The 18,911-nt window shown below is 55.5% G+C and carries 18 protein-coding genes; 7 read left to right on the plus strand and 11 right to left on the minus strand.

The features are described from left to right. Nucleotides 1-85 precede the first annotated feature (85 nt). Nucleotides 86-1,462, plus strand: coding sequence for a diaminobutyrate--2-oxoglutarate transaminase (locus ACOTY9_RS05665; protein ID WP_014884533.1), 1,377 nt, complete (start codon nucleotides 86-88; stop codon nucleotides 1,460-1,462). Nucleotides 1,463-1,480: 18 nt separating this feature from the next. Beyond that, nucleotides 1,481-2,947, plus strand: a complete 1,467-nt coding sequence (locus ACOTY9_RS05670; protein ID WP_063862106.1) for a pyridoxal phosphate-dependent decarboxylase family protein — start codon at nucleotides 1,481-1,483, stop codon at nucleotides 2,945-2,947. Between the two features lie 36 nt (nucleotides 2,948-2,983). Here the strand turns inward: ACOTY9_RS05670 and ACOTY9_RS05675 are convergent, their stop codons facing one another. From ACOTY9_RS05675 to ACOTY9_RS05690, 4 genes are all read right to left on the minus strand, one after another. After that, nucleotides 2,984-3,499: a protein disulfide oxidoreductase gene (locus tag ACOTY9_RS05675; protein ID WP_348565382.1), complete on the minus strand. Its 516-nt coding sequence runs from the start codon at nucleotides 3,497-3,499 to the stop codon at nucleotides 2,984-2,986. A gap of 76 nt (nucleotides 3,500-3,575) precedes the next feature. Continuing rightward, the gene (locus ACOTY9_RS05680; protein WP_014884536.1) at nucleotides 3,576-5,756 is read right to left on the minus strand and encodes a polysaccharide biosynthesis tyrosine autokinase; all 2,181 of its coding nucleotides are present in this window, start codon (nucleotides 5,754-5,756) and stop codon (nucleotides 3,576-3,578) included. Beyond that, nucleotides 5,756-6,205, minus strand: a complete 450-nt coding sequence (locus ACOTY9_RS05685; protein WP_348565381.1) for a protein tyrosine phosphatase — start codon at nucleotides 6,203-6,205, stop codon at nucleotides 5,756-5,758. Before ACOTY9_RS05685 ends, ACOTY9_RS05680 begins: the two co-directional genes overlap by 1 nt. Then, the gene (locus ACOTY9_RS05690) at nucleotides 6,205-7,344 is read right to left on the minus strand and encodes a polysaccharide export protein (protein WP_250128109.1); all 1,140 of its coding nucleotides are present in this window, start codon (nucleotides 7,342-7,344) and stop codon (nucleotides 6,205-6,207) included. The genes ACOTY9_RS05685 and ACOTY9_RS05690 overlap by 1 nt, the downstream gene beginning before the upstream one ends. Nucleotides 7,345-7,821: 477 nt before the next feature. Between ACOTY9_RS05690 and ACOTY9_RS05695 the strand changes: the two genes are divergently transcribed. Both ACOTY9_RS05695 and ACOTY9_RS05700 read left to right on the plus strand, forming a co-directional pair. After that, complete coding sequence (locus ACOTY9_RS05695) at nucleotides 7,822-8,154, plus strand: RcnB family protein (protein ID WP_008500887.1); 333 nt, start codon at nucleotides 7,822-7,824, stop codon at nucleotides 8,152-8,154. After that, the gene (locus ACOTY9_RS05700) at nucleotides 8,129-8,584 is read left to right on the plus strand and encodes a GNAT family N-acetyltransferase (RefSeq protein WP_014884539.1); all 456 of its coding nucleotides are present in this window, start codon (nucleotides 8,129-8,131) and stop codon (nucleotides 8,582-8,584) included. Before ACOTY9_RS05695 ends, ACOTY9_RS05700 begins: the two co-directional genes overlap by 26 nt. 95 nt (nucleotides 8,585-8,679) lie before the next feature. Here ACOTY9_RS05700 and apbC read toward each other — a convergent pair whose 3' ends face one another. After that, on the minus strand, nucleotides 8,680-9,789 hold the full coding sequence (gene apbC / locus ACOTY9_RS05705) for an iron-sulfur cluster carrier protein ApbC (protein ID WP_023330911.1): 1,110 nt from the start codon (nucleotides 9,787-9,789) through the stop codon (nucleotides 8,680-8,682). 136 nt (nucleotides 9,790-9,925) lie between these two features. Here apbC and metG point away from each other — a divergent pair, with 136 nt between their 5' ends. Continuing rightward, the gene (gene metG, locus ACOTY9_RS05710; RefSeq protein ID WP_023337540.1) at nucleotides 9,926-11,959 is read left to right on the plus strand and encodes a methionine--tRNA ligase; all 2,034 of its coding nucleotides are present in this window, start codon (nucleotides 9,926-9,928) and stop codon (nucleotides 11,957-11,959) included. A gap of 94 nt (nucleotides 11,960-12,053) precedes the next feature. Here metG and ACOTY9_RS05715 read toward each other — a convergent pair whose 3' ends face one another. The 3 genes from ACOTY9_RS05715 to ACOTY9_RS05725 are packed head-to-tail and all read right to left on the minus strand — an operon-like array spanning nucleotide 12,054 to nucleotide 14,969. Beyond that, complete coding sequence (locus ACOTY9_RS05715; protein ID WP_014884542.1) at nucleotides 12,054-12,524, minus strand: DUF1456 family protein; 471 nt, start codon at nucleotides 12,522-12,524, stop codon at nucleotides 12,054-12,056. A gap of 46 nt (nucleotides 12,525-12,570) precedes the next feature. Next, a complete protein-coding gene (gene btsR, locus ACOTY9_RS05720) occupies nucleotides 12,571-13,290 on the minus strand; it encodes a two-component system response regulator BtsR (protein WP_014884543.1) in 720 nt (239 codons plus the stop codon). Beyond that, the gene (locus tag ACOTY9_RS05725) at nucleotides 13,284-14,969 is read right to left on the minus strand and encodes a sensor histidine kinase (RefSeq protein ID WP_014884544.1); all 1,686 of its coding nucleotides are present in this window, start codon (nucleotides 14,967-14,969) and stop codon (nucleotides 13,284-13,286) included. The genes btsR and ACOTY9_RS05725 overlap by 7 nt, the downstream gene beginning before the upstream one ends. 217 nt (nucleotides 14,970-15,186) lie before the next feature. Between ACOTY9_RS05725 and mlrA the strand changes: the two genes are divergently transcribed. Then, entirely contained in the window at nucleotides 15,187-15,927 is a 741-nt protein-coding gene (gene mlrA, locus ACOTY9_RS05730; RefSeq protein WP_014884545.1) for an HTH-type transcriptional regulator MlrA, read from the plus strand. Nucleotides 15,928-15,996: 69 nt separating this feature from the next. Then, nucleotides 15,997-16,110 carry a protein YohO gene (locus ACOTY9_RS05735; protein WP_010433613.1) on the plus strand — a complete coding sequence of 38 codons (114 nt, stop codon included), beginning with the start codon at nucleotides 15,997-15,999 and terminating at the stop codon, nucleotides 16,108-16,110. On the opposite strand, the gene ACOTY9_RS05740 is transcribed toward ACOTY9_RS05735, so the two are convergent. From ACOTY9_RS05740 to ACOTY9_RS05750, 3 genes are read right to left on the minus strand one after another with little or no spacing between them, the layout of a single operon-like run. Beyond that, complete coding sequence (locus ACOTY9_RS05740) at nucleotides 16,085-16,822, minus strand: ABC transporter permease (RefSeq protein WP_023330914.1); 738 nt, start codon at nucleotides 16,820-16,822, stop codon at nucleotides 16,085-16,087. The two genes, ACOTY9_RS05735 and ACOTY9_RS05740, sit on opposite strands and share 26 nt — an antisense overlap. After that, nucleotides 16,806-17,756 (minus strand): ABC transporter ATP-binding protein, encoded by a 951-nt coding sequence (locus tag ACOTY9_RS05745; protein ID WP_045134295.1) that lies wholly within the window; start codon nucleotides 17,754-17,756, stop codon nucleotides 16,806-16,808. The genes ACOTY9_RS05740 and ACOTY9_RS05745 overlap by 17 nt, the downstream gene beginning before the upstream one ends. After that, nucleotides 17,749-18,906 carry an ABC transporter permease gene (locus ACOTY9_RS05750; protein WP_348565380.1) on the minus strand — a complete coding sequence of 386 codons (1,158 nt, stop codon included), beginning with the start codon at nucleotides 18,904-18,906 and terminating at the stop codon, nucleotides 17,749-17,751. The genes ACOTY9_RS05745 and ACOTY9_RS05750 overlap by 8 nt, the downstream gene beginning before the upstream one ends. Nucleotides 18,907-18,911 lie beyond the last annotated feature (5 nt).

The following is an 18,911-nucleotide window of genomic DNA, read 5'->3' on the forward strand; positions in this document are numbered from 1 at the left end:
TGGCGGCGTTTTTTTCAGGCCCCATCTGTTTTTTAACTTTTTATTCAATCGTGGCTCATAACGAAGCGGCGGTTGTAGGAGTGATATGATGACGGATAAAGTCCGTATTGACACTGTAGATGCCCACAAAAGCAACGAAACCTATCTGGCCCGTCAGGCCGAGTTTGAATCTAACGTCAGGAGTTATCCGCGCAAACTGCCTTTAGCGATCACTAAAGCAGAAGGCGTGTGGATCACCGATGCAGATAATAAAGAATACCTTGACTGTTTAGCAGGTGCAGGGACCCTTGCGCTTGGACATAACCATCCTGATGTGCTGAAAAGCATCCAAAATGTCATTACCAGCGGCTTGCCGTTACATACACTGGATCTGACGACGCCTCTGAAAGACGCGTTTTCTGAATACCTTCTCTCTCTGCTGCCGGGTCAGGGCAAAGAGTACTGCCTGCAGTTCACCGGTCCATCCGGTGCTGACGCCGTTGAAGCGGCGCTGAAGCTGGCGAAAAAAGTGACCGGCCGTAGCGGTATCATCAGCTTCTCAGGTGGTTACCACGGGATGACCCACGGCGCACTGTCCGTGACGGGTAACCTGTCTCCGAAAGAAGCGGTTGACGGTATGATGCCAGAAGTGCAGTTCATGCCTTATCCGCACGAATACCGCTGCCCACTGGGTATCGGTGGTGAAGCGGGTGTTAAAGCGCTGACCTACTACTTCGACAACCTGATTAACGACGTTGAAAGCGGCGTGCGTAAACCTGCAGCGGTGATCCTCGAAGCCGTTCAGGGTGAAGGCGGCGTGAACCCGGCTCCGGCTGAGTGGCTGCAGCGCATCCGTAAAGTGACGCAGGAACATGGCATTCTGCTGATCCTCGACGAAGTTCAGGCAGGCTTTGCCCGTACCGGTAAATTCTTCGCCTTCGAACACGCGGGCATTGAGCCAGACATTATCGTGATGTCTAAAGCCGTTGGCGGCGGTCTGCCGCTGGCCGTGCTCGGTATCAAAAAGCAGTTCGACGCATGGGCACCGGGTCACCACACCGGCACCTTCCGCGGCAACCAGCTGGCGATGGCAACCGGTCTGACGACGCTGAAAATCCTGAAAGACCAGAACATCGCAGGCAAAGTGGCTGCACAGGGCGAATGGCTGAAAGGCCAGCTGAAAGAGATGGCGAAACGTTATCCGGTCATCGGCCACGTTCGCGGTCTGGGCATGATGATCGGTATTGAGATCGTTAAGCCACACGAAGCGGCTGACCACATGGGTTGCTTCCCGGGCGACGGCGAGCTGTCTGCACTGATTCAGAAGAAATGCTTCGAAGCCGGTCTGATTCTGGAACGTGGTGGTCGCAACGGTATCGTTCTGCGTCTGCTGCCTTCTCTGCTGATCAGCGATGAAGAGCTGAAAATCTTCCTGGATAAATTCGAGCAGGCACTGCTTGCTGCGGGCGTTCGCCCGGCGTAACCGGAGTAGTTGATTACGATGTCAGATTCAAACCCAATTTTGTTCTCCTCTGCGCAGAGTATTGACGCTTATCAGCAGGCGATTGAACAAAGCACTCAGGCTGTGATGCAGTGGCTGAAACAGCCTGAGATGTACCAGGGCAAAACGGTCGCGGAACTGCGCGACCGTATTAAGCTGGATTTCAACCCGAAAGGGCTGGGCAACGAAGCGGCGATTGAACGCGCCGTGGAGTTCTTCCTGAAAGACAGCTTGTCCGTTCATCACCCACAGTGCGTGGCGCACTTGCACTGCCCAAGTCTGGTCGTAAGCCAGGCGGCAGAAGTGCTGATTAACGCCACTAACCAGAGTATGGACTCCTGGGATCAAAGCCCGTCCGCAACCATCATTGAGATCAAACTGATCGAATGGCTGCGTACCCGCGTGGGTTATCAGGCTGGCGACGCAGGTGTTTTCACCAGCGGCGGCACTCAGAGCAACCTGATGGGTCTGATGCTGGCCCGTGATGCGTTCTTCGCGCGTCAGGGTCACTCCGTTCAGCAGGACGGTCTGGTGGGCGATCTGCGTAAGATCCGCGTACTGTGCTCCGAAAACGCGCACTTCTCCGTGCAGAAAAACATGGCGCTGATGGGTCTGGGCTACCAGTCCGTGGTGCAGGTGAAAACGGATGAATTCTCCCGTATGGATCTGTCCGATCTGGCGGCGAAAATTGCGCAGTGCAACGCGAACGGCGAGCAGATTCTGGCGATCGTCGCGACAGCCGGTACCACCGATGCCGGTGCTATCGACCCGCTGCGTGCGATTGCTGAACTGGCGGCGAAGCAGAACATCTGGGTACACGTTGATGCGGCCTGGGGCGGCGCGCTGCTGATGTCTGAGCAGTATCGTCATTACCTGGACGGTATTGAGCTGGTGGATTCCGTCACGCTGGACTTCCACAAGCAGTTCTTCCAGACCATCAGCTGCGGCGCGTTCCTGCTGAAAGAAGCACGTCACTATGAACTGATGCGCTATCAGGCAGCCTATCTGAACTCTGAGTTCGATGAAGAGGCGGGCGTGCCAAACCTGGTGTCCAAATCTCTGCAGACGACCCGTCGTTTCGACGCGCTGAAGCTGTGGATGAGCCTGGAAGCACTGGGTCAGGAGCAATACGCCGCGATCATCGATCACGGCGTGACGCTGGCGCAGCAGGTTGCCGCCTACGTGCAAGAGCAGCCTGCTCTGGAACTGGTTATGCAGCCACAGCTGGCAAGCGTGCTGTTCCGCTTCCGTGGCCAGGTGCAGATGGACGATGCGGGTATCGCCCTGCTGAACCAGAAAATTGGTGATGCGCTGCTGGAGTCTGGTCGCGCGAACGTCGGTGTGACCGAGCATAACGGCGTTACCTGCCTGAAGCTGACGCTGCTGAACCCAACCGTGACGCTGGAGGATATTAAAACCCTGCTGTCTTTGGTTGAGCGCACCGCGCAGGAAGTTCTGGCTAAGTAATATACAACCCCTCTTCCACCGGGAGAGGGGTTATTTTTACAGACCTGCCCACCACATCCTGACTTTTAATCCCCAGTAGCTCGTCCAGCCCGTTGTGGTACTGACCACATTCCCCTTCGATACAATCACCAGCGTCGGCGTTACGCTCACCTGCCACTGTTGTGACACCGCACCGTTTGCATCGTTAATCACCGGCATACTCAGGCTTTTCTTCTCGTCCCAGCGAGCCAGCTTCGCATCATCACCGGAACGCATGGCAATACTGATGACGTTACCGCCCTCTTCTGCCAGCTTATCCACCGCCGGTGTCGTATAACGGCAGATGCTACACCAGGTGGCCCAGACGTAGATCAGCAGTGGCCGCTCCTGGCTGAGCGCTTCGATATCGTGGCGCTTTCCGTCAATGCTTTGCATTGGGGTGGCGCTAAAACTGGCGGGGAGTGTGGGCTTGCGGTATTGATCCACGCCCCACATCACGGCCAGCGCGAGCAGGAAAAAAATGATCCCTTCCCGCGCCCAACGGCGCAGTCGACTCAATTTACGGTTATCCATTATGACCTCTCGTTGTAACGGAGGTCATCTTAACGGGCTGTTCGGCGCGGTGCTGTAAAGAAGTGTCGCGCCACGCTTATTCCTGAGTGTAACCGTAGTCGTAGTGGCTATAGCCCGAGTTGTAATAGAGCGCAGCGGATTTCACGATATCGTTGAGGATAGCGCCATTCACCTGCACGCCCGTTTGCCGCAGACGCTTCAGTGAGTGCTCGACCTCTTTACCGCTGGTTTTTCCAAAACGGGCAACCAGTAGCGTGGTGGCCGCGGCTCTGGTGATCAGCAATGCATCCGTCACGGCAAGTACGGGTGGGGTGTCGATAATGACGATGTCATAAAGTGTGTCGATCCGTGACATTACCGCCTGGAAGCGTTCACTCATGAGCAAATCAACGGGATGTGAAGGCCGGGGTCCGCAGGTCAGGACATCAAAACCGCCTTTCTCAAAGCGTTGAACCGCGTCCTGCCATTCTACGTTTCCTCCGAGCACGCTGGACAATCCAAGATGATTGTTCAGTTTGAAAATATTGTGGACATACCCCTTGCGCATATCCGCATCAATAAACAAGACTCGCTGTCCCGCCTGAGCCGCAATCGACGCCAGTGAGGTACTGACCAGGGTCTTTCCGCAGTCCTGCGTAGGGCCTGACACCACTACGATCCGGTTTGTTGCATCCATCATTGTAAAATGCAGACTGGTACGGAGTCCGCGCACCGCTTCGATAAACATATCGGTCGGCCGGTCAACTGGCAGGAAAGGTACGTTTGATGTTCTGTGTTTCCAGTGGGAAGCAAACAGGTTCCGCCTGCGCAGATGCGTCTTTTTCCAGAGCCAAACTGAACGCGGGAGCGTCGCCAGAAGCGGTATTCCCTGCATTTCAAGTTGCTCAGATGACGTAATGCCCCGCTTAAAGGCCGAACGCACGAAAACCGTTCCGGTCGAGAGCATCAACCCCATCAACATGCCCAGCACAATAATAAGCGCTTTACGCGGTTTAATCGGAATGGGCTGCGTCACGGCCGGGTCAATGATCCGCACGTTTCCAATCGCGCTGGAGCGGGAGATATTCAGCTCCTGCTGCCGCGTCAGAAGCTGCAGGTAGATGGTACGCCCGGATTCCACGTCACGACTCAGGCGTAATATTTCCTGCTGCGTGGAGGGCATGGCTGAAACGCGTTTGTTGAGGCGCGTACGTTCCTGCTCGAGCGTTTGTTTCTTTTCCCGTAACGCGCGGTAAGTGGGGTGATCCTTCTTGAAAAGCTGAGAAACCTCTGCTTCACGGAATGTCAGCTCGTTAAGCTGGTTTTCCACATTAACAACCTGATCAAGAACCGACTTTGCCTCCAGAGACAAGTCGACAGAATCACGCTTCTCTCTGTAGGCATTCAGTCGTGCTTCGGCTTCATCCAGCTCCCGACTGATCTTCGGTAATTGAGTCTGTAAAAACGTCAGGCTCCGGGTATCTTGAGCTTCCTGACGCGCAATATTCTGGCTGAGATAATTTTCAGCAATCGTATTGAGCACTCTGGCGATCTTACCGGGGTCTTCACCCGCTATGGTTAACGCGATCATACCGCTCTGTTTCGCCGATTCAGCAACCGTAAGCCTCTTTTGAATGGCGTTGATCGCTTCAAGTTTCGTGACGGTTTTGAGGATAAATTGGGTACCCGGAACCGAATCGAGGGATGTCACCAGCAGAGATACCCCATCTTTAACCAGCGCTTTTCCCACAACGCCGTCTACAGCCAGCGTCTTTCCCTCAAGATGAAATCGCCCCTGGTCCTGTACGGTGAGTAAAAGCGTTTGTGGCTCACCTTCCAGAAGCGGAATAGTCAGTGCGCCAATCGTTATTTCATCAGATTTTCGTCCCCGAATCTGTTCCCACACAGGACCGATAACAGGGAGTACGCGCCGCTTAACGTGGTATGTTAGCCCGAGTTGATCAACGGTCTCTCCCAGAATCATCCTTGATTTAAGGAGCAGAAGTTCTGGGGCGACATCGGGGGAGAGATCGGACCCGAACTGGCTTAAGCTTTTAAGTAGCGAGTTATCCTGCTTCGCCTCGACCTGCACCAGGGCATCAGCCTGATAAACTGGCGTGGCGCTAAATGCATAAATCCCCGCACATACCGTGAACAGGAGTGTGATACACGCAATCATGATCCGGTGATCAAACATCTCAGCAAGCAACTGAATGAGATCGATTTCATTATTCTGCGGTGTCGCGGCACCAAATTTGTCTGATTTAGAAGACGACATTACTGCTTCATTCCTTGTTGACGCAAACGACGAGCCCATTCCTGACTGGCTTTTCCCAATTGGTTGAAAACATATTCGAAGGCTTCACGACTTTTGTGATACGGGTCGGGAATGTCCTTGGTTTCCAGCCATTGTCCAAATAGCAGCGATTTTCCCCGGTTCTCCGGGGCCATAGTGGCGATAAAACGAAGGTGTTTCGGCTCCATCACCAGAATCAAATCGGATTTTTGTAACAGGCTACGCGTCACCTTGCGGGCAACATGCCCCTCCAGCGAAATACCATGACGCCAGGCCACGGCCTGCGCAGCGGCATCCGCCGGGCATCCTTCGAGACCGAAAATACCTGCCGAGGTCACCTGCCTGCCGGGTAACTGCTGGCGCAACAGCCGTTCACCCATTGGCGAACGGCAAATATTGCCTGTGCAAACCACTAAGATTGAATTGAACATTATTGCGGCCACGATCTGATATAACGGACGGTTTCGGTCAGATCGTGAACACCTGTGATAGTCGGCACCAGTTGGGTAATGACGCGATTCCAGCGTGAAAGCGGTGCGGTGGTCACATAGACAATGTCATACGGCTCCAGCTGAAATTCCGTGCTTAGTACCATGGCTGACGCATCTTCTGCATTCAGTTGATAGATGTTGGCAATTTTGTCCGCGTCGCCTTTTTTCGCTACCTGTCGAATAACAAAAATGCCGGTGGCATCGGCCATGTTCTGGTTTAAGCCGCCAGCATTTCCCAGCGCTTCGGCCAGCGTCATGCCGCTACGATCCATTTTAAGGGTGCTCTGTTTAACCACCTCCCCCATCACGAACACTTTCAGCGCGTCGTTTCGGGGAACAAACAAGATATCGCCAGGATAAAGCAGCTTGTTTTGCGTTAAATCGCCGTGCTGCATCAGGGCATAGAGGGAAAGACGTGAGTCCTGACCATTATGCGTGAGTACCACATTCCGCCAGTCGGCATCCGCAGATAGCCCACCAGCAGCGTTGACTGCATCCATCACCGTCAGTGGAATATTGGTAATGGGCTGCTGGCCCGATTTCTCTACCTCACCAGTGATATAGGCTTTTTGCGAACGGAAGGAGGCTATGCTGACATCCACCTGAGGGCTCTCAATGACCTTATCCAGCCGCGCGGTAATCTCTTCACGTATCTGTGAAACTGTTTTGCCCGCTACGTGCAGCTTACCGACATAGGGGTAAAAAAGCGTACCGTCGGCGTTGACCCAGTTGCCCGCATCGCTCGCGCTACGATACTGCCCGGCAGGCGTCGTTAATTCAGGGTGATCCCAGACGGTGACCGTCAGGATGTCGCCTGTGCCAATACGGTATTCCCAGTTTTTGAGCTGCTCATCCAGATTAGGATTCGCCTGAGATTTCGACACGGGCGGACGCAGTTTTTCAATCAACCCAGGGGTCACTGGAAAAATTTCTACACGTTTATCCAGTTGATGATTAATTCCTTCACTCGGCGTAACTTTTTTTCCAGACAGACTTAAGTGCTGACCCGGTGAAAATACACACCCTGTTAACTGGCTAAGAAAAAGAAAGAGTAGTGATAATGCAGTTGTGTTTTTCATTTATATAAAATGTTGGTTTATCGTTGCGCCAGGCGTTACATCTGCAAAAAGAATGCAACTAACACCATGAAATATAATTAGTTATTATTTTAATGGCATTACCATGAAATTCTAAAAAACGAATACATCCGCTATAAAAAACTGAGCCGATGCACAATCGCCTAATAAAATCAAAAGTAATATCACTTCATCCGAAGGATGATACTAAAGGGTATTCCTCAGTAAAGCATTCGCTTAACCGCGCAATTTTGATGCTAAAAGTTATTTTCAGAATAGATTAATAAAAATAACAAATATTAGTAATGGTAAATATCGACCACACAAATAAGACCCACACGGTTCGACTACACAAAACTGTCCATTTTTGTTACATTTTTTTCATACACGGCTTGCGTTGATCCTTAAAATGGACTGTCTGCCTTGCTTCATACGCGCGCCCGCAGACAAAACATCTGTAACGATATCACTGGAGAAAAAATGGCTAAGCGTAAATTGCTGCTTCTGGGTGTATTACTGTCTCTGGCGGGATCCGCATTTTCTGCCCCGCAAACCGCCGCTGCGCCATCAGGCATCAAAGCCTATGAGGAACAAGAGTTCATCGCTGATTTCACTAAGTTCAAAATCGGCGATACCGCACCGGCGCAGTATCAAACGCCCGAATACACCATCAAACAGTATCAGTTGCGTAACCTGCCGGCACCGGATGCAGGGACCCACTGGACCTACATGGGCGAAAACTACGTCCTGATTGGCGATGCAGATGGCAAAATCTACAAAGCCTATAATGGGGATATCTTCTATCATCGCTGATACGATCGTCATCCGTCCGTGGCAGGAGAGCGATCGGCCTTTCCTGCGCACGCTCTATCTCCACGCCCGACGCGATGCCTGGCCCTGGCTTGATGACTCTGGCTGGCATCTGGAAGATTTCGACGCCGCTACCCGGGACGAAGCCATCTGGGTTGCGGAGCAGGACGGCCATCGCCTGGGGTTTGCTTCCGTCTGGACCAACGATAATTTTCTGCACAACCTGTTTGTTGATCCGCAGTATCAGAGCCTGGGTGTCGGACATCTGTTACTTGAGCACGTACAGAAAACGTTTACCAGCACGGGTGCACTGAAGTGTCTGGTGAAGAACAGGCGGGCTATTGCGTTTTACCAGCGACATGGCTGGCACATTGAGGCAACGGGTGATTCTCCGGACGGAGAGTACTATCTGATGCATTATCGGCTGAGTTAACGTCGGGTGGCGGCTTCGCCTTACCCGACCTACGTGATGGTGCCATTTGTAGGCCGAGTAAGCGAAGCGCCACCCGGCATTAAAGCGCAGAGGAATTACACCGCGCGGAACGCGATTTCGCTCGGAATGACTTCGCCCTGCCAGTAAAGCTGCGCCGCAACGCGCCCCGCCAGCTGACGATACATATCCGCAAATTCGCTGTCCGGACGGCTAACAACCGTCGGTTTTCCACTGTCCAGATCTTCGCGCAGGGTGATATGCAGCGGCATCTGACCCAGCAGTTGGGTATGATACTGTTCGGCCAGCTTTTCTGCGCCACCAGTACCAAAGATTGGCTCGTGGTGCCCACAGTTGCTGCAGATGTGCATGCTCATGTTCTCAACGATACCAAGTACCGGCACCTCCACTTTTTCGAACATGACGATGCCTTTTTTGGCGTCGATCAGCGCGATGTCCTGCGGTGTGGTCACCACCACAGCGCCCGTTACCGGAATGTTCTGCGCCAGCGTCAGCTGGATATCACCGGTACCCGGCGGCATATCCAGCACCAGATAATCGAGATCCGGCCACATGGTTTCCTGCAGCATCTGCATCAGCGCTTTGCTGGCCATCGGGCCGCGCCAGACCATGGCGTTATCGTCAGTCACCAGGTAACCGATTGAGTTGGTCGCCAGCCCATGCGCCACGATCGGCGCCATATGCGTACCGTCCGGCGAGGTTGGACGCTGGTTTTCCGCACCCAGCATGTTTGGAATGGACGGACCATAGATATCGGCATCGAGAATACCCACCTTCGCCCCTTCCGCCGCCAGCGCAAGCGCCAGGTTTACTGCGGTAGACGATTTGCCCACCCCGCCTTTACCTGAGCTCACGGCGATGATGTTTTTCACACCGTTCACGCCAGGCTGATTCTTCACACGCTTCAGCGTGGCGATGCTGTGGCTCAGCTTCCAGTCGATCGCTTTCGCTCCGGTAATGCGCAGCAGCTCAGAGCTGGTCTGCTCTTTCAGCGCATCAAAGGCGGTGCTCCAGACGAAGGGCATCTGCAGCTCAATGTGCAGCGTATCGTCCAGCCACGCAACGTGGTGTAACGCTTTCAGCGTCGTGAGATTATGTTTCAGGGTTGGATGCTGAAAGTTAGCCAGCGTCCCGGCGACCATTGCTCGTAAGGCTTCCGGTGATTTGGCCTGGGATTGAGAACTCATCCCGACTCCTTTGTTCTTGTGAATAAGACCTTAGACAACAAGTTTACCTGAAAGGCCGCGGTTTGTGCTTACTTAATAATGCCCCTTTTGGTAATATCGAAAACCCTTTTCACAGTTAAAAGAAGTAATGCCTACTATGACTCAAGTCGCGAAAAAAATTCTGGTAACGTGCGCCCTGCCGTACGCCAACGGCTCAATCCACCTCGGCCACATGCTGGAGCATATCCAGGCTGATGTCTGGGTCCGTTACCAGCGAATGCGCGGCCACGAGGTAAACTTCATCTGTGCAGACGATGCTCACGGTACGCCGATCATGCTGAAAGCGCAGCAGCTGGGTATCTCCCCGGAGCAGATGATTGCCGAAATGAGTCAGGAGCATCAGACCGATTTTGCTGGCTTTGACATCAGCTATGACAACTATCACTCCACCCACAGCGACGAGAACCGTGAGCTGTCGGAGCTAATCTACACGCGTCTGAAAGAGAACGGTTTTATCAAAAACCGCACCATCTCTCAGCTGTACGATCCGGAAAAAGGCATGTTCCTGCCGGACCGTTTCGTCAAAGGCACCTGCCCGAAATGCAAATCACCGGATCAGTACGGCGATAACTGCGAAGTGTGTGGCGCAACTTACAGCCCGACTGAGCTTATCGAGCCGAAATCCGTGGTGTCCGGCGCTACGCCTGTGATGCGTGATTCCGAGCACTTCTTCTTTGACCTGCCATCCTTCAGCGAAATGCTGCAGGCGTGGACCCGCAGCGGCGCGCTGCAGGAGCAGGTGGCGAACAAGATGCAGGAGTGGTTCGAATCCGGTCTGCAACAGTGGGATATCTCCCGCGATGCGCCGTACTTCGGCTTCGAAATCCCGAACGCACCGGGCAAATACTTCTACGTCTGGCTGGACGCACCCATCGGCTACATGGGCTCCTTCAAGAACCTGTGCGACAAGCGTGGCGACACCGTCAGCTTCGACGAATACTGGAAGAAAGATTCCACTGCCGAGCTGTATCACTTCATCGGTAAAGACATCGTTTACTTCCACAGTCTGTTCTGGCCGGCAATGCTGGAAGGCAGCAACTTCCGCAAGCCGACCAACCTGTTCGTGCACGGCTACGTGACGGTTAACGGCGCGAAGATGTCTAAATCTCGCGGGACGTTCATTAAAGCCAGCACCTGGCTGAACCACTTCGACGCGGATAGCCTGCGCTACTACTACACGGCGAAGCTCTCCTCTCGCATCGACGACATTGACCTGAACCTGGAAGATTTCGTCCAGCGCGTGAACGCGGACATCGTCAACAAGGTGGTGAACCTGGCGTCCCGTAACGCAGGCTTTATCGCCAAACGCTTTGACGGCGTGCTCTCCGCAGAGCTGGCCGATCCTGAGCTGTATAAAACCTTCACTGACGCCGCCGCTGCGGTTGGCGAAGCGTGGGAAAGCCGTGAATTCGGTAAAGCCATTCGTGAAATCATGGCGCTGGCAGATGTTGCCAACCGCTATGTAGACGAGCAGGCGCCATGGGTGGTTGCCAAACAGGAAGGCCGCGACGCCGATCTGCAGGCGATCTGCACCATGGGTCTGAACATGTTCCGCGTGCTGATGACCTGGCTGAAACCGGTTCTGCCGCAGCTGGCCGCGCGTGCTGAAGCCTTCCTGAACACCGAACTGACCTGGGATGCTATCCAGCAGCCGCTGCTCAGCCACAAGGTGAACACCTTCAAAGCGCTGTATAACCGCATTGAGATGAAGCAGGTTGAAGCCCTGGTCGAAGCCTCTAAAGAAGAGGTGAAGGCCGCTACAGCACCGGTGACCGGCCCGCTGGCGGACGATCCGATTCAGGAAACCATCACCTTTGACGATTTCGCCAAAGTTGACCTGCGCGTAGCGCTGATTGAAAACGCGGAATTCGTGGAAGGCTCTGACAAGCTGCTGCGCCTGACGCTGGATCTGGGCGGCGAGAAGCGCAACGTCTTCTCCGGCATCCGTTCAGCCTACCCGGATCCACAGGTGTTGATTGGCCGTCAGACCGTGATGGTGGCGAACCTGGCACCGCGTAAAATGCGCTTCGGCATCTCTGAGGGAATGGTGATGGCCGCAGGCCCCGGCGGGAAAGACATTTTCCTGTTAAGCCCTGACGAAGGCGCGAAGCCGGGTCAGCAGGTGAAATAACAAAAAAGCCGGAGATTATCTCCGGCTTTTTTGTTCTCCCTCTCCCTGTGGGAGAGGGTCGGGGTGAGGGCATCAGGCCGCACCCATGCCGCCTTTACGCTTTAGGGTGATGCACCCGGTGGGTCAGCCCGCGCAGAAAATTACGCAGAAACTGATCGCCGCACTCGCGGTAGTTTTTGTGGTCCGGCGCGCGCATCATGGCAGTCACTTCCGGCACGGATACGCGGTATTTTTGCTCCGTCATGATCGCCACAATATCGTCCGTTTTCAGCGAGAACGCGATGCGCAGCTTTTTCAGTACCGTGTTGTTGTTCACGCGACGCTCCAGCGCCAGCTCCGGGGCGGACTCATCTTTGCCACGCTTGTCATAAATCAGACCGTTCAGGAAACCCGACAAAATGATGTCGGGGCAGCGCACGAAGCCCTCTTCATCCTCTTTGGTCATCCAGGTGTCAAAGCCTGCAGACGTGGATTCCATGTCGGACAGTGCAAGAATGCGCACCATGTCGTTGTTGTTTGCTTTCAGGGTGTAGCGCAGGCTACGGAGAATATCGTTACTGAGCATAGAGCCTTCGAATGTCGATGATGCAATGGCGCGCAGTGTACCAGCTTTACAGGCCAATCGCCTCTTTCAAACTTTTCAGATAGCGGCGGCTGACGGGAACAGTCTGCCCGGCGCGCAGGACCAGCTCGGCCTGGCCGTTGTCTTCCAGGCGGATCTCTTTCAGATGCGCCATGTTCACCAGATACTGACGATGACAGCGGATCAGCGGCGTGCGGCTCTCCAGCGTGCGCAGAGTCAGTTCGGTAAATCCTTCGTTTCCCTCTGCACTGGTGACAAACACGCCGCTCAGTCGGCTACTCACGAAGGCCACATCATCCATCTGCAAAAGATAGATTCGGCTGTGCCCGGTGCACGGGATAAATTTCAGCGGCTGCTGGTTCTCTGGCAGCAGCGTGACATCCTGGACGGTTCGCTCCTGGCGTAACCGGTTCAGGGTCTTTTCCAGCCGCTTCTCTTCAATCGGCTTGAGTAAATAATCAAACGCGTGCTCCTCAAAAGCCTTAACGGCATACTCGTCGAAGGCCGTCAGAAACACGATGTAGGGACGATGCGCCGGGTCGAGCATACCTACCATCTCCAGCCCGCTGATACGCGGCATTTGAATGTCGAGGAACAGCACGTCAGGGCGCAACTTATGCACGGCACCAATGGCCTCAATGGCGTTCGCACACTCTCCCACAACCTCAATATCTGGCTGCTCCTGCAGCAGAACGCGCAGGTTTTCCCGTGCCAGCGGCTCATCATCCACAATCAGCACTCTTAACATGCGTTTTCCTCCAGCGGCAGTCGAACGGTAATACGGGTAAATCGGTCCGGCTCACAGGCCACGGTAATACCGCAGTCGTCGCCAAAGTGGGCACGCAGACGTTTATCCACCAGGCTCATCCCTAGCCCGCCCGACGTGGAAGGCTGATAAAGCCCGGCATTATCTTCAATATCCAGCACCAGATGATGGTTAAAACGGCTGGCAGCAATCGTGATCTCTCCGATCCCGAGCAGCTGCGAAGTTCCATGTTTGATGGCATTTTCCACGATAGGCTGCAGGGTAAAGGCCGGAAGATGCTGATACGCCAGGTCATCCGGGACGGAAAGCGACACCTGCAGGCGAGACTGGAAACGCGCCTGCTCAATCTGCAGATAGGCGTTCACGTGCTCAATTTCATCGGACAGGGTCACTATCTCTGACGGACGTTTCAGGTTCTTGCGGAAAAAGGTCGACAGAAACTGCACCAGCTGCGCGGCCTGATCGCTATCACGGCGGATCACCGCTTTAAGCGTATTCAGGGCATTAAACAGGAAATGCGGATTAACCTGCGCATGCAGGAGCTTAATCTCAGACTGCGTTAACAGGGCTTTCTGCCGTTCATACTGCCCGGCGAGGATTTGCGCTGACAGCAGCTGAGCGATCCCCTCCCCCAGCGTGCGGTTGATGGAGCTGAACAGGCGGTTTTTCGCCTCATACAGCTTGATGGTGCCCATCACCCGCTGATTTTCACCGCGCAGCGGAATGACGAGCGTGGAGCCCAGCTTACACTGCGGATGCAGCGAGCAGCGATAAGGCACTTCGTTACCATCGGCATACACTACTTCGCCGGTTTCAATGGCCCGCAGCGTATAGGTTGAGGAGATAGGTTTGCCCGGCAGATGGTGATCGTCTCCGGTGCCGGTAAACGCCAGCAGCTTTTCGCGATCGGTGATGGCGACCGCGCCGATATCGAGCTCTTTGTAGAGCACCTGCGCCACCTTCATGCTGTTCTCCTCGTTAAAGCCCTGGCGCAGGATCCCTTCGGTCGAGGCGGCAACCTTCAACGCCGTGGCAGAAAAGGCCGAGGTGTACTTCTCAAACATGGCGCGTTTATCAAGCAGAATGCGCATAAACAGCGCCGCGCCGACGGTGTTAGTCACCATCATCGGGGCCGCAATACTGCTGACCAGGTGCAGCGCATCGTCAAAGGGACGGGCAATCAGCAGGATGATCGCCATCTGCGCCATTTCGGCCACAAAGGTGATCGCCCCGGCAGTGAGCGGGCTAAAAACTTTATCCGGGCGGCCCCGCTTGATCATGTAGCTGTGTACCAGGCCGCCAAGCAGCCCTTCCACGATCGTAGAGATCATACAGCTGAGCGCCGTCATCCCGCCCATGGAATAACGATGCAGCCCGCCGGTTAACCCCACAAGGCCACCGACGACGGGGCCGCCAAGCAGCCCGCCCATCACCGCGCCGATCGCGCGCGTATTGGCGATAGAATCTTCGATATGAAGACCAAAATAAGTCCCCATTATGCAAAAAATAGAGAAGGTGACGTAGCAGAGCAGCTTATGCGGCAGACGTACGGTAACCTGCATCAGCGGGATAAAAAGACGCGTTTTGCTCATCAGCCAGGCGATGACCAGAAACACGCACATCTGCTGAAGCAACAGCAGCACTAGATTAAACTCGTACATACTCAAAACCGCACACGCTAAAAACGCGTAACATACACTGTTGCAGGTTTGCTTTCTTTGAAGCATCCCAAAAAAGCGCAAAATCGTGTCCGTTATCACACCTTTTTCCGATCATCGCGCATCCTTCGCATTATTTGTTCAAAAATCAATCAATCCTTCCTGGTTCGGCAAAGTGGGTCTACAGTTAAGCTGGGAACGCGTAAGCCAGGGGGCAAATATGGCGCTTTACACGATAGGTGAAGTGGCACTCCTTTGTGATATCAATCCCGTTACCCTACGGGCGTGGCAGCGACGGTATGGATTGCTTAAACCGCAGAGAACGGACGGCGGACATCGCCTGTTCAACGATGCCGATATTGACCGGATCCGCGAAATTAAAAGCTGGATAGACAACGGCGTGCAGGTCGGTAAAGTGAAGTCCTTGCTGAGCCACGACGACCCGGACACGCAGCACCTCTGGCGCGAACAGCAGGAAACCCTGCTGCGGCTCCTGCAGGCGGGTAATGTGCAGCGCCTGCGCGCATGGATCAAAGAGCAGGGCCGCGATTATCCGGCACAGACGCTCATCGCCCATCTTTTCATTCCGCTCCGTCGACGCCTGCAATGCCAGCAGTCCACCCTGCAGGCGCTGCTCAGCATGCTCGACGGCGTGCTGATTAACTACATTGCCGTCTGCCTCGCCTCGGCGAAGAACAAGGCCGGAAAAGATGCGCTGGTGGTCGGCTGGAACGTGCACGACACCACCCGCCTGTGGCTGGAAGCGTGGATTGCCACCCAACAGGGCTGGCGCGTGGATGTCCTTGCGCACTCGCTGGCGCAGCTTAAGCCTGAGTTTTTCGACGGCCAGACTCTGCTGGTCTGGTGTGGCGAAGTGCCGTCCGCCACGCAGCAACAGCTGCTGACGGAATGGCGTGAGAATGGGTATCCGGTTTATTCCCTTGGCCCGGATGAGCCATAACGGCATTTAATGGTTCATTAACAGCTGCGCTTCACCGTATAATTGTTCCGTTAACAACAGGAGCACATGATGAAGGCAACCAAACTGGCCGTGATTACCCTTTTTGTCCTGATGGCCGTAAGCGGTATCGGCGGCGTAATGCTGGCAGGGTACTCGTTTATTGTTCGTGGCGGTGTCGGCTGAGGTACATCGCCAGCCGCTCAAAAAGGCGGTCGACGACGATAGCCGCCAGCGCGACCAGCACCGCCCCCTGCACAATATAAGCCGTGTTAAACCCGCTTAAGCCGATAATGATCGGCGTTCCTAGCGTATTGGCCCCCACCGTAGACGCAATGGTCGCCGTCCCGATGTTAATAATCACCGACGTGCGGATCCCGGCAATGATAACCGGTGCTGCAAGCGGCAGTTCCACCTTGCGCAGCCGCTGCCAGCGACTCATCCCCATCCCTTCTGCCACGCTTAACACCGATGCCGGGACAGCCGCAATACCCGCCAGCGTGCCCTGCAGAATGGGCAACACCCCGTATAAAATCAGCGCGATAAGCGCAGGCTGCTGACCAAATCCCATGACCGGCACCGCAATGGCCAGCACCGCCACCGGCGGAAAGGTCTGTCCAATAGCCGCGATGGTTTCCACCAGTGGACGAAACTCCCGCCCGGCAGGCCGGGTCACCGCGATACCCGCACCTGTGCCCAGCACAATCGCGACAGTGCTGGAGAGCGCCACCAGCCAGAGATGCGCCACGGCGAGATTAATAAAGCTCTCCTGCTGGTACACCGGGCGCGGCAGCCCAGGGAAAAGTGCGCTGAACAGTACCGCGCTGTGAGGCATCAAAAACAGTAAGGCGACAAACAGCGCTACCAGCCAGAGGAGCGGATCACGCAGAGCCTTCACGCGTCACCTCCCCGGCCAGCAGATCGCGAAAATGTAAGCTTCCGCACGGTGCCCCCCGGGCATCCGAAACGGGTAGCACTTCACACTGGCGCGCCACAAACGCGGAGAGAGCATCCCGCAGGGTCATTTGCGCCTGTAGCGGTTCACCGGCGAGCGACGTATCCTGTCGACGCATATAGTCACCGACCGTGCGCAGGGAGAGCAACCTGACGCCCAGCTCGCTGCGGCCAAAAAACTCACGCACAAAGTCGTTCTTCGGGCTGGTCAGCAGCGCGAGCGGCGCGCCCTGCTGCACCACTTCGCCGTGATCCATCAGGACCAGATGGTCAGCCAGACGCAGAGCTTCATCAATATCGTGCGTCACGAGGACAATCGTCCTTCCGAGAATGCGGTGAATACGGGTCATTTCCGTCTGCAGCGCCCCGCGCGTTACCGGATCCAGCGCACCAAAGGGTTCGTCCATCAGCAACACCTGCGGATTGGCCGCCAGCGCGCGCGCCACGCCCACGCGCTGCTGCTGCCCACCGGAAAGCTGGTGCGGATAGCGGTCGCGCAAGGCAGTCTCTAACCCCAGCAGAGACATCAGTTCCTCCACCCGGTCAGCCGTTTTAGCCCGCGACCATTTCTCCAGCTGCAGCACAGTGGCAATGTTTTGCGCCACCGTCCAGTGGGGAAACAGTCCGATGGACTGAATGGCATAGCCCATCCGACGGCGCAACTCCAGCACCGGCAGACTGCGGATCTCTTCCCCGGCAAAGCGGATCAGCCCACTGTCATGCTCGACCAGACGGTTGATCATCTTCAGCGTGGTGGATTTTCCCGACCCTGACGTACCAATCAGCACGGAAAACGCGCCCTCGGCAAAGTTCAGGTTGAGATGGCTCGCCGCCGGGCGACCCGCAAAGGTTTTACTGACATCATGAAATTCAATCATTGGCGCTTCTCCTGAGCAGCGCGAGCCATAAGGCAAACAGCGCGTCGACAACCACCGCCAGCGCAATCGTGGGCACCACGCCCAGCAACACCAAATCGAGAGCACTGCTCAGCAGCCCCTGGAACACCAGCGCACCAAAGCCACCCGCGCCAATCAGCGCGGCGATCACCGCCATGCCCACGGTCTGAACGGCAACTACCCGCAGGCTGCGCAGCAGCAGGGGTAGCGCCAGCGGGAGCTGTATCTTCCAGAAACACTGCCGCGCGCTCATCCCCATGGCATGGGCGCTTTCCAGCACATCCGGCGCGACCTGGCTTAACCCCGCGACCACGCCGCGCACCAGCGGCAACAGTGCATAGAGCACCAGCGCGATAAGCGCCGGGGTTAATCCCGTTCCGGCGATGCCTGCCGCGCCCAGCACCGGAAACGACTTCACCAGCCCGGCCAGCGGGGCTATCAGCAGGCCAAACAGCGCAACGGAAGGAATCGTCTGGATGACGTTGAGCACGGCAAAAATGCTGCCCTGGCGGGAAGGATGGCGGTAACACCACATGCCCAGCGAAATCCCGAGCAGAAGCGCCGGAAGGAGCGTGCCGAAGAGGATCGTCAGGTGTTGCGCCAGGGCATCATCAAATACCTCCTGGCGGTTGGCGTACTCTTTTAACAGCGAGAGATTGTTCAGCTCCCCGCTGAACAGCAGGAACAATGGTATACACCAAATCTGCGCATTCAGTACCCAGCGCCAGACGGCACTGGAGATGAGTCGACGAATCGCATCGCTGCAGGCCAGCAAACAGAGCGCCAGCCACAGCCAGAGGCCGCTGCCTATAGAGGTCCTCGCCAGTGGACTTTCCGCCGACGCCATATGCGTCGCCGCCAGTCCGGCGCTCCAGAACAGGAGAATAAACAGCCCTTCGGAGAGGAGCAGCGTCAGCCACTGCGCCTGGCGTCCCTGCCAGAGCGACAGGATCACCCACGCGCCCAGCGACGCCGCCAGCCACCCCGGCGTAAACGACCAGACCTGCCAGAGCGCTTTTCCCTCCCCCGACATCAGGCGGTTAGGGGCGACATTCACAAACGGTAACGCGACCGCCGCGATGGCCGTGCAGGCCAACAGCAGCAGTACGCGGTTATGACATTTTATTGGCACAGCCC

This window comes from Enterobacter cloacae complex sp. SHL012 (assembly GCF_049237505.1).
Taxonomy (GTDB): Bacteria; Pseudomonadota; Gammaproteobacteria; order Enterobacterales; family Enterobacteriaceae; genus Enterobacter; species Enterobacter kobei.

Coding starts and splice junctions, on each gene's coding strand:
- btsR (WP_014884543.1), bottom strand. CDS start 13,290: ATGTTAAGAGTGCTGATTGTGGATGATGAGCCGCTGGCACGGGAAAAC.
- ACOTY9_RS05700 (WP_014884539.1), top strand. CDS start 8,129: ATGGGGATATCTTCTATCATCGCTGATACGATCGTCATCCGTCCGTGG.
- ACOTY9_RS05735 (WP_010433613.1), top strand. CDS start 15,997: ATGAAGGCAACCAAACTGGCCGTGATTACCCTTTTTGTCCTGATGGCC.
- ACOTY9_RS05665 (WP_014884533.1), top strand. CDS start 86: ATGATGACGGATAAAGTCCGTATTGACACTGTAGATGCCCACAAAAGC.
- ACOTY9_RS05685 (WP_348565381.1), bottom strand. CDS start 6,205: ATGTTCAATTCAATCTTAGTGGTTTGCACAGGCAATATTTGCCGTTCG.
- ACOTY9_RS05725 (WP_014884544.1), bottom strand. CDS start 14,969: ATGTACGAGTTTAATCTAGTGCTGCTGTTGCTTCAGCAGATGTGCGTG.
- ACOTY9_RS05675 (WP_348565382.1), bottom strand. CDS start 3,499: ATGGATAACCGTAAATTGAGTCGACTGCGCCGTTGGGCGCGGGAAGGG.
- metG (WP_023337540.1), top strand. CDS start 9,926: ATGACTCAAGTCGCGAAAAAAATTCTGGTAACGTGCGCCCTGCCGTAC.
- apbC (WP_023330911.1), bottom strand. CDS start 9,789: ATGAGTTCTCAATCCCAGGCCAAATCACCGGAAGCCTTACGAGCAATG.
- ACOTY9_RS05715 (WP_014884542.1), bottom strand. CDS start 12,524: ATGCTCAGTAACGATATTCTCCGTAGCCTGCGCTACACCCTGAAAGCA.
- ACOTY9_RS05745 (WP_045134295.1), bottom strand. CDS start 17,756: ATGATTGAATTTCATGATGTCAGTAAAACCTTTGCGGGTCGCCCGGCG.
- ACOTY9_RS05670 (WP_063862106.1), top strand. CDS start 1,481: ATGTCAGATTCAAACCCAATTTTGTTCTCCTCTGCGCAGAGTATTGAC.
- ACOTY9_RS05690 (WP_250128109.1), bottom strand. CDS start 7,344: ATGAAAAACACAACTGCATTATCACTACTCTTTCTTTTTCTTAGCCAG.
- ACOTY9_RS05695 (WP_008500887.1), top strand. CDS start 7,822: ATGGCTAAGCGTAAATTGCTGCTTCTGGGTGTATTACTGTCTCTGGCG.
- mlrA (WP_014884545.1), top strand. CDS start 15,187: ATGGCGCTTTACACGATAGGTGAAGTGGCACTCCTTTGTGATATCAAT.
- ACOTY9_RS05680 (WP_014884536.1), bottom strand. CDS start 5,756: ATGTCGTCTTCTAAATCAGACAAATTTGGTGCCGCGACACCGCAGAAT.